This is a genomic window from Pseudomonas sp. AC169, from assembly GCF_979258515.1.
This window is the reverse complement of record NZ_OZ409866.1, coordinates 6,174,143-6,185,488: the sequence shown is the minus strand read 5'-3', so window position 1 is coordinate 6,185,488 and position 11,346 is coordinate 6,174,143. Positions and strand designations below refer to the sequence as shown.

1 protein-coding gene is annotated in these 11,346 nt (G+C 63.0%); it reads right to left on the bottom strand.

The features are described from left to right. Positions 1-25: 25 nt before the first annotated feature. The gene (locus tag ACZZ0G_RS27500; RefSeq protein WP_463558349.1) at positions 26-11,338 is read right to left on the bottom strand and encodes a VCBS domain-containing protein; all 11,313 of its coding nucleotides are present in this window, start codon (positions 11,336-11,338) and stop codon (positions 26-28) included. Positions 11,339-11,346 lie beyond the last annotated feature (8 nt).

The following is an 11,346-nucleotide window of genomic DNA, read 5'->3' as shown; positions in this document are numbered from 1 at the left end:
CGAATTTTTCGTCAGGTCGGCAGCTTTACCGTGGCGTGCGCCGCTGCGCTGCATCACGCAATTGCGCGCTGAAGCCCTTGCCCCGTGGTTTTTCCTGTTGTTTTTCAGCGTGTGCCGGGCTGTGCGTCAGGTCGGCCGGGTTCAAGGTGAACAGCGATGGATCGCTCAACAAGCCATCGGCACTCAGCCCGGTACGGCCCTGACGCCCCTGAATCCACAGCAGGTCCAGTTCGCTTTCGAGGCGGCTGGTGCGCACCGCTTGCTGGACGAATTGCCCCGGCACCAGGCCCAGACCATTGCCGAGCGAATCACTGCTGAACTCACCGACTGCCGCCAGGCGCAGGTTGCTGCCATCGACGCCCCAGGCCGACAGCTCGGAGATTTCCGCCACACGCTCGACCACTGGCGTGACGAAGACCGCCGGTTGCGGATCGGGGATGAGGAAGTTGCGGTTGACGGTGTTCGGGTCACGCTCGAAGTTGTTGCCACCCGGTGCCGGTATGAACGGCGTGGCGATGTCGAGGGTGATCACCAGTTCGGCCTGATCGCTGGCGCCGGCACGGTCGTTGATGGTGTAGGTGAACACGTCGCGCAGAATCTGCCCGAGACCGGCGGCAGCGAGGACGGCGGGGTTGTTCTGGTCGATGGTGTAGGTGTAGCTGCCGTCGGCGTTCAACACCAGGGTGCCGTAGAGGCCGATGATTGGCTGGCCGATCACCCCGGCCGTGCCGCCATCGGCTTCGGCACCGGTGCGAATGCCGACCACGACGAGGCCGTCATTGGCATCGACGTCGCCATCGTTGGGCAATACGTTGCCGGTGGTTTGCGGGGCAGGGGACTGGTCGCTGGCAAACCCGCTGTCGTTTTGCGCGACCGGCGCGTCGTTAGCGCCCTGAATCACCACGGTCAGACGTGCGTCCGACGTCGCCCCGGCCGTGTCCACCATGCGATAGGTAAAGGTTTCGCTGAGGGTTTCGCCCGCCGTGCGCAGGGCCTGGACCACGGGATTGTTGTTGTCGATGACGTAGGTGTAGCTGCCATCGGCATTCAGCGTCAGTTGCCCGTAGAGGCCGATCAACACTTGTCCGGCGCCGGCGGACTGGCCAGCCTGATTGCTGACGCTTTGCACCTGCTTGCTTTCGCCATTGGCGACGCTGTCGACGTCGCTGTCGTTGTCCAGCACGTTGCCCGTGGCATTGCTGCCCGGCGTGCCGTTGTTGACGCCGCCAGCCTCGATCGCCGTGGCGCTGTCATCGGCGGCGACCGGCGTGTCGTTGCGGCCATCGACGGTGATGCGCAACTCGGCGGTACTGGTATCACCCCAACGGTCGACGATGGTGTAGGTGAACACTTCGTTGAGCGTCTGGCCGCTTTGGCGCAAGGCTTGTACGGCAGCGAGATTGTTGTCGACGGTGTAGGTGTAGCTGCCGTCGGCGTTGATCAGCAAGTCACCGTACAACCCGCGCAATGACGTGCCGACGCTGCCGACCGTGCCGATAGCGTTGACGGTGCCGGTATGAATGCCGATCACCGACAACGGATCGCTTTCGGCATCGGTGTCGTTGGCGAGGACGTTGCCGCCGGGGTTGAACCCCGGTTGATTGTTGTTGCTGCCCCCGGCCTCGACGGCGGTGGCCGTGTCGGCATTGGCCACCGGCGCGATGTTGCGGCCACGAATGATGATGTGGATTTCCGCCAGATCGTTTTGCCCGCCACGGTCGCTGACTTGATAGGTGAAGCGCTCGTTGAGAAATTGCAGCGGCCCCAACGCCAGCACCGCCGCATTGCTCGAGTCGAGGTTATAGGTATAGCTGCCATCGGCGCCGATGATCAGTTGGCCATAGAGGCCGTTGATCAGCGTGCCATTGCTGTTGTCGGTACCTGCGGTGACCCCGGCCAGACTGCCGCCAGCATCTTCAGTGCCGAACCGGATACCGGTGACGCTCTTGCTGTCACCCTGGTCGACGTCGGTGTCATTGGGCAGCACGTTACCGCTCGGGTTGACGCCGTTGCCCTTGCCGTTATCGGCCACGGCGAGCGCGGTGTCATTGGCCGCGACCGGCGCATCCCAGGCACCGTCGATGCGGATGCTCAGTTGCGCGGTGTCGTTGGCCCCGGCGATATCACGCAGGCGGTAGGTGAACGTTTCCACCAGCGAATCGCCGACTTTCAACGCCTGCACGGCCGCGAGATTGTTGTTGATTACGTAGCTGTAAGTGCCGTTGGCATTGATCGTCAAGGTGCCGTACAAACCATTGAAGGTCTGTGTGAGACCAACGTTGGTAAAGGTGCCGCCAGCCGCTTCGCTGCCCGTGCGGATCCCGGTAACAAGCTTGACGTCATTGGCATCGACGTCATTGTCGTTGGTCAGCACATTGCCGCTCGGATTGACCCCCGCAGTGCCGTTGAACGTGCCGCCGGCTTCAACCGCGACGGCAATGTCATCGCTGGCGATCGGGTTGTCGTTGGCCCCGCGAATCGTGATGGTCAGGGTGGCGCTGCTGGTGGCACCGGCGAGGTCGCGGATCTGGTAGGTGAAGGTTTCCGTCAGGGTGTCGGCGTTGCTGCGCAGTGCCTGGACCTGCGGATTGAGATTGTCGACCAGATAGCTGTAGCTGCCGTCGGCGTTCAGGGTCAGCCGACCATAGTTGCCATTGAAAGCGCTGCCGATCAGACCCACCGATGAGCCCTGATTGACACCGATCACGCTGAGTACCTCGCCGTTGCCATCGACATCCGCGTCGTTGCTCAGCACGTTGCCGCTCGGATTAATGCCCGGCGTGGCGTTGTTCTGGCCTCCGGCTTCGACAGCGGTGTTGCTGTCGTTTTGCGCGACCGGTGTGTCGTTGCGTCCTTGAATGCTGATGTTCAGCGTAGCGCGATCGGTGGCACCGGCCGCGTCGATCACTTCATAGCTGAAGGCGTCGAGCAGTGTGTTGCCAGCGCGCAAGGCTTGCACCGCCGCCATGCTGTTGTCGAGTCGATAGCTGTAGCTGCCGTCGGCGTTTAGAGTCAACCAGCCATAAGTGCCGCGCAACTCGGTGCCGAGGGTCCCGGCCGTGCCGGTTCCGGCTTCGCTGCCAGTGCGCACCGAAGCCACCGCGCGGGTTTCGCCATAGTCGTAGCCCGGCAGGTCGCCAGGGACTTCACCGCCGTCGACATCGCTGTCGTTGTCCAGCACGTTGCCTGTCGGGTCCTGACCGGGCTGGCTGTTGTTCAAGCCACCGGCCTCAATCGCCACGCCTGAGTCGTCACTGGCCAACGGGTTGTCGTTCTGCCCGCGAATCAGCACGATGATTTCGGCCGTGTCGGTTTGCGGAGTCGCGCCGACGCCATCGCTGACGGTGTAGGTGAAGCGTTCCAAAAGCAGATCCGCGCTGCGCCGCAGCGCCTGAACGTCAGGGTTGCTGTTGTCGACTTCATAGACGTAGCTGCCGTCGGGGAAAATCGTCAGTGTGCCGTACAGCCCGGCAATCACCGTGCCGCCGAGATTCACCGCGATCGGCGTGCCCGGATCGCCGCTCGCGCCGGACTTGATCAGCGTCACCGTCAGCGGGTCGCCATCGGGATCGGTGTCGTTGGCCGTGACGTCGCCCGAGGGGTTGACGCCCGGCGTCAGGTTGTTGATCCCGCCGGCTTCAGTGGCCACCGCAACGACGTTTTGCGCCACGGGCGGATCGTTGACGCCGTGCACGGTAATCACCAGTTGCGCGGTATCGGTGAGGCCGGTGGTGTCGGTCACGCGGTAGGTGAAGAACTCGGTCAATGTCTGCCCTGGCGCCAAGGCCTGGACCGCCGCATTGGTGCTGTCGACGTCGTAGAAAAAAGAGCCATCGGCACCGATGCGCAAGGTGCCGTAGAGACCAGCCACCACGGTGCCATTGGCGGAGGTGGTGCCGGTGGCAACGCCGCTGAGCACGTCGACGGCCGGGTTGTAGGTGGCTTCGCTTTTGTTGATCACGCCGTTGACCAGCAACTGGCTGCTCGGCTGGTCATTGGCATCGACGTCCTGATCGACGCCGTTGCCGCCGGGTTGATTGATCGGCCCGGGGCGGCTGGGGAACTGAATCACGTTGCCGCTCGGATTGCTTTCCGAGGCTGCGCCATTGCTCGACGCGGCTTGTGCCGACGCCGCGTCATCGCTGGCCACCGGGTTGTCGTTGGCGCCTTGAATGACGATGCGCAGTTGCGCGACATCATCGAGCCCGCCGGTATCGGTCAGCCGATAGCTGAAGAATTCGACCAGTTGTTGCCCGGCGCTCAACCGCTGAACCGTGGCATTGCTGTTGTTGACCACGTAGCTGTAAGTGCCGTCGGGATTGATGGTCAAGGTGCCGTAGAGCCCGGCAATCGCCGTGGCGCCGCTGACAGCGGTGAAGTTTCCGGTGCCGGCTTCGGCCACCGGACGAATGCCGGTGACGGTGCGGGTTTCGCCGTTGATGGTGCTGTCGACATCCTGATCATTGGTCAGCACATTGCCGGTAGCGTCACTGCCCGGTGTGCCGTTGTTGACACCGCCGGCCTCGATGGCCACGCCGTCGTCGTCGATACCTTGCGGCGTGTCGTTGGCGCCCTGAATGGTCACGCTCAATGTGGCGGTCGAGGTCGCGCCGGCGAGGTCGGCGAGCACGTAATTGAAGTCATCGCGCAGGGTCTGGCCTGACAGGCGCAGCGCCTGCACGGCAGCGTTGTTGTTATCGACGACATATTGATAGGAACCGTTGCTGCCAATCACCAATTGACCGTACAGACCATTGATGACCGTCACGCCGAGCACCGGCGTCTGAATGCCGGCACCCGGGCCGACCGAGACCACGTGCAGTTGATCGGCGTTGGTGGCGATGTCGACGTCAGTGTCGTTGCTCAGCACGTTGCCGCGCGGATCGATACCGGCCGAGGCGTTGTTGGTGCCGCCAGCCTCCAGGGCCGTGGCACTGTCGTTGACGCCGACCGGGTTGTCGTTGACGGCGGCGAGGATGATTTGCAGGGTGTCAGTGTCGGTCAGCGCATCGCTGGCGGTGCCGGGAATACCGTCGCCGTCGGCATCGCCGTAGTTGCCACGGTCATTGCTGAGCACAGTGAGCGTGTCGGTGCCATTGAAGTTGGCATTGCCCAGATAGCGCAGGCTGGCCAGCGCGGTATTGATGTCGGCGAGGTTGCCGGTCAGGGTCAGGTTCGCGGTGTTGGCACCGCTGACCGTCACCCCGGGCACGCTTGCGCCAAGGAACAGCGTGCCGTGAGTGACCGTAAGAATGACGCTGATCGCCCGGTCGTTGATGTTCGGATCACGGCCGGCATCGACATCGGCGACACTGATGCCGCCGATATTGAGCACCACATCTTCCTGACCATTTTGCGTGCCGGGGAGGGTGTTGACCGGGGCGTCGTTCTGTTCGACATAACCGGCATTGGCGCTTTGTGTGTCGGCATCGCCCAGGGTAATGGTGATCTGGCCGAGGGTGCCGGCATCGCTGTCGACCCGTACGCGCAAATCTCCGATCGGTTGCGGATAACTGATCCGTCCCGCCGGCACATCGATGCGGAACACACCCAGTGGCAACACGCCGAAACGGTATTGGCCGTTGGCATCAGTGGTGGTAGTGAATTGCAGATTGTCGGCGGTGGTATCGAGGCGGCCGTCGGCGCCGGCCCAGGTCAGGGTCACGGTTTGCCCGGCCAATCCGGCTCCGTCGGGTGTGGCACTGGCGTTCGGGCTGGCGGTGTCGTTCCACAAGGTGCCGGTGATCACGCCGAGCCCGGCGGTGTCGCGCAAGATGTACTGGTTCGGGCCGACCGTGCTGCCGGTGCGCTCGCCCGTGGTGCTGCCATCGACCCCGACGCTGTTGCCGCCCCAACTGGTGAAGTCTTCGGGCAGGCTGCTCCAGGTCAGTGTCGCGTTGCTGCTGGCGACGATCGTCGAGTTCGGCAGGTCGACCGAGTAGCGCACCTGGATCTGCGCGCCGACATCCAGTTGATCGAAATTGACGCTCAAACCGCCGCTGGTGCTGAAGCTGATTCCCGCCGGCAGGTTGCCCGGGCCGTAACTCACGCCGTTGATGCTGACGCTGAGCAGGGTGTAATTGCTGCCGCCGGCAAAGCCGTCGCTGACGCGCGCATCGAACGCCGGCAGGCCGCCGTTCTGGGTAAAACTCAGTTGCACCGTGGCGTTGCCAACGGCACCGCTCGGGTTCGGGTTGAAATTGATGATCTGCTTGTCGAGGCCGCTGAAGCTCGGTTCAACCACCCGTTCGAACACAGTGTCACTGACCGCACGCCCGGCACCGTTGACGATTTCCTTCGCGGTCACCGCCAGTTGCGCGCCGGCAGTGTTGGCGGCGATGTTGGTCACGCGCACGTTGAACTCGATCGAGATGCCTTCCAGATCGTCGTCATCACCATTGCCGTTGACCACGTTGCCGAGATTGAACGTCACCACTTGGCTGCCATCGGGGTTGGTGATGACGGTCAGCCGGCTCGGATCGAAGATGCCTTGCGGCGCCAGACCCGAAAGGTCCGAGGTGATCGGCAGGGCTTCAGGGCTGTTTTCGTTGCCGTTGATATTGAGCGTGCCGCCAACGATCAGGTTGGCATCGCTGCTCAGCCCGCCATTGGAAATGAAGGCGATGCGCAGGGCATTGACCAGCGCATCCGGGGAAATGAACTGCAAGCCGTTGGCCAGGGTGATCTGCACTTGATAGTTGGGGTTGTTGCCCTCGGGCACCAGCACCACCACGCGGTAGCGAATCACTTCGCCGACGGTGACTTGTTCGACGGTGGCGGTGGTCGGGTTCGGCGCTGCCGTGTCCGGCAGACCACCGACACGGGAGATTTCGATGGCCTGAGCCACAGGAATCAGCAAAGTCGACAGGTTGCGGTAATCGTTGAGGGTGCCGCCATTGAGCGTGCCGTCGACACCGGTTCGTTCGCCGGCATTGCCGCCGTCGAGGCTGGTCCATTGCACGCTGGCAACGTTGGCGATATTCGACAGAGCAGCGGCGCTGGCGTTGACGATGCCGCGCAGTTGCAAAACGATGCTGCCGCCCTTGGCGATATCGATATTGGCGCCGCTGGCGGTACGCAACTGGCCGCCGACGATTTCGAAGGCAACCCCACCGTTGTTGGTCGCACCGTTCTGATACAACACACCCACCAGCGTGACGTTGCTGAGCTGGGTGGGCAGGGTGTCGAGAATGCTGATGTCGAACGCGCTGAAGTCGGTGCTGCCATTGCCGTTAGTGATGGTGATATTGAAGGTCACCGTGTCGCCCTGGTCATAACCGCCCAGGCCTGAGGTGGAGGTGATCACTTGATTGATCTGCAGGGTCGGCTCGCGCACGGTTACCGTCGGCTGGCCGCCGCTCAGGGCAACGTTGCGATCCTGCGCGACCGCACCGTTCGGCGTGTCGCCATCCGGGTCGTTGTAAACCAACTGCGCATTGTTTTGCAGCGAAACGTTGGCCTGGTTGGCAATCACGTTGTTGGCCACCAGTTGCAGACGTATCACGAAGGTGTTGTTGCCGGTCTGGTTGTCCGCCGACACGCTGGAAACGCTGAAGGTCCAGCGCCCATCGACACCGTCGCCGCCCAACGCCCCGCCAATCCCGGCAAAACCGCTGACCAGCACGCTGCCGGCGAAATCGGCGCCGAGCGCGCCACTGCCGGCGCGGGTTGTGATGATTTGATAGCCGAGGCCGCCGTTGAAACTGGTGTCCAGACGCATGCCCGGTGGAATCAGGTCTTCGATGCGCAGGTTTTGCGTGGTGCCTTCCGGCAGAGTGATGACGATGTCGTAACGCATGCTTTCGCCGACCACCAGATCGCTGCCTGTGGTGTGGCCGGCGCTGGAGTCGCCATTGTCCAGTGTGCCGTCGGCAAAGACTTTGCTGATCACCGGCGCGGCAATCTGCTGGCTGGCCAGATCGGTGAGGTCGGTCGGGGTGAAGTCGCTGCCGCCATTGACGCTGGCGTAGTTGCTCAGGGTCGCGGTGGATTGCAGGCTGCGACTGGCCTCGATGGTCGCACTGACCACGACGTCATAGCTGATCACCACGACATTAGCGCCGCTGGTATCGGCCGCCGTGCCGCTGCGCCCGGCCAGCAAACTGGCCTGGCCGCCGGCGTCGAGGAAGGTGATCTGGTTGCCGCTGACGCTGTAGTCCGTGCCGAGCACCAGCAAGGTGCCGTCACCGCGATAAATCTGCAGATTGGCCGCCGCCAGACTGCCGCCGACAAAACTCAAGCCGGAGGGCAGGGTGATGCTGGTGCTGACGTCAAACGCGCCACCGCCACCGCTGTTTTCAATCGCTGTGACCAAGCGTAAACGGTCGGCGCCGTCGATGTTGCTGATGTTGCCGTCCACCGCCGATAGATCGGTGACGCTGCCATTGAACGGCTTGCCCGTACTGCCCGGCGGATTCCAGCTGCCACTGGTACCGGTCACCGTGCCATTGGAGCCGGAGACCACGCCGTGCTTGATGTTGAGCACCGGCTCGGCGACGGAAACGATCGCGACAACGTCGGAGGAAATCAGCGTGCGGTCGGTGAGGGTGGTCTGTTGGCTCGATTGTGCGAGGACGTCGAGCGAGCGTTGGTCGGCAAACGGTTGGTCGCCGACCCGGACCGTGAAGCGAATGACGATGCGGCTGCCGGTGGTGGTGTTGGTGGCAAAGCTGCCGAAATCGAATACCACCGAGTTGCCGTTGGCGCTGGTCACACTGACCACGCCACCGGCGTTGGTATTGCCCGGACCAAGCTCCCACTGGCCAATGTCACTGCCCGAGCCCCAGGTAATCCCGCTGACGTTGAACAACGGCAGCGGCAGGTAGGCAGTGAGTTTGAATTGCTCGTAATCACCGGTGATCAGGTCGTAGCTCAGCTCGAAGGTCACTTCATCGCCAGGGCGCAACTCGCCATTGCCGGGCGGGGCGCCGTTATTGACCTCGACCAGACTGATGTCGACATTGCTGGTCGGGATGACGCTGGTGGTGGTGGAACCGTCGGTTTCGCTCTCGCCCGTCAGGTTGAAGCGATCGACCAGCAGCGTGCCGTCTACGGTGGCGGTGTTGCCCAGTTCGTCACCTTCGTTGATGTCCGGATGCGGATTGCCTGAAGGCGGCTTGTAAGTCTGGCCGACGATGGCCGAATAGCTCAGCACCGCAACCACGGCGCCCTGCAACGTGTCGTCGAAAGCCAGATCACCGTTAAGCCAACCGCGGATATTGTTGAACGCAGTGCGCAGCGACTGGGCAATGTCAAACACCATTGAGGTGCTGCCATCGGCGTTGTTCACCACGCTGGTGACCAGGGTGATGGTCTGCGCGACGCCGTTGAGGGTCACCGTGAGAGTCGGCGTGCCGCTGAGGGTCTGGCCGTCGCTGAGTTGATCGCGGATGACCAGTTGGCCTTCGTTGAAGAAGTCCTTGCCGAAGGCGAAGTAGTCGGAAATCGCCAGGTTCAGGCTGTACTGCAAGGTGTCGCCGGGGCTGATGCCGCTATGGCCGATGTCGTTCTGCATCGTCGCGGTTTTCAGCAGCGTGATCGACTTGGCGATGAATTGCGTGCCCTGGCCGGTGCCGCTGAAATCAATGGTGGTGTTCGGTGCGGTCAGGTCACGCGGGTCGAGTGGCACCCATTGCCCCGAAGCTGTCGGCGGGCCAAGGGTCACGGTGACGGCATCGCCGGTGACCGGATTGATCACCGGTTGGCCGTTGGCATCGACTTCCGGCACGTAGAACGCAACCACGGTGTCGGTCTTGCCGGAAAGGCTATCGTAGGCGACGGTGAACGAGTTGATGTAGACGTCATTGGCCGCGATCAGCACGGCGATTTGCGCAGGATTGGTCACCACCGTGCCGTCGTGCAGGGTGATCGAGGTCAGCCGGCCGCCGGCGCCGGGGGTGATTGAATTGACTTGAATATTGTCTGGTAGCGGTTGGGTGACGACGACGTTGGTCAGCGTCTGCCCCGGTGCCGGTGTCGCCGACAGGGTCAGCGTGCGCACGTAGTTGGGGCCGGTGGCGGTTTCGCCTTCCGGGGTGTTGATGGTTTCGCTGACGGTGATCACCGTCGGGTGTACGACGAAGGCAGCGGTGCCGGCCTGAATCAGGCTCGGGTCATTGGTCGGGTTGTCCAGCGCGTCGTTGCCGAATTCGAAGCCGCCACTGGCGCGAATGGTCAGGTCGGGCGAGCCGTTGGAAAACGCCGTGTCGGCCAGGTTGCTCAGGCTGGCGGTGATTTGCACGCCGATCACCGGTTGCTGGTTGGTGACGCTGGCGAACGGCAGTTCAATGACCACCAGTTTGTCGCCGGCGCGCATGCCGTAGGTGGCGGCGTTGATGATCAGGAAGTTGCCGTTGGCGTCTTTGGCCAGTGGATGTGTGGCGTTGCCGCTTGCGTCGAACGTCACCACGTGGCTGATCAGGTTTTGCCCCAGATACGTGGCCGAGATGAAATTGACACCGTCGTCGCCATCCTTGCCGGTGACCGGCATCGCTAGGTTGATAAATGGCGCGTAGCCGACTTGGGTCGAGGTGTTGCTGAAGTTCACGGTGAAGGTGAAACGATCGCCGAGCAGCACATCGCTGCCGCCGGTGGCCACCGTGGCGGTTGGCGCGGCATCAGCCAGCAAACCATCGAAATGGGCCATGGCGAGGCTGCTGATGGCGATGTTTTTGTCGAGGTCGCCGACCCGGGTTTCCAGGGCCCAGTCGCCGCCGGCCTTGCTGCTGCCGGTGTCATTGCTGGAGGCGCCGACATCGGCGCCGGTCCAGCGCGCCAGCTCGCTGACCAGGGTTTGCCCGGCTGCACCGGCGCCGACATCGCAGCCGTACAACTGAATGTCTGCGCCTTGGCTCAGATTGTTGCGCCATTGTTCAAGGGTCTTGCCCAGCGAGTCGATGTTGTCCGAGCTGACCGTGCGGTTGCCCAGGGTGAATTGCCCGGAGGCGCCGTGGGACATGATCTGGATCGAGTCGACCTTGCCCAGTTGCGCCAGCGCTGCCGAGATTGCCGCCAGACCGTCTTCGCCGACATTCACCACGATCGCGGTGACATTGGCCGGCAACTGCGCGACCAGTTGCTCGCGGTTTTCAATGCGGCTGTCGATGACCAGCAGGCTGCGTGCCGCTGATGGCTGCTCAGTGGCGGCGCGGCCTTCGGTGGGTGTGGCGTGGGGAACTTGCGCATCCACCGCAGCGGGCGGCGCAGAGGGGTCGGTGTGATGTTGCTCCACGGTCGCTGAAGCGGCGGCGCCGTCGAACAGAATTCGTGGCTCCAAAGCCAATGCCTGACGCTGCGGACGCAGATGCGCACCGCCGAATCCACCTCGTGAACCTTGCATGACCGGCC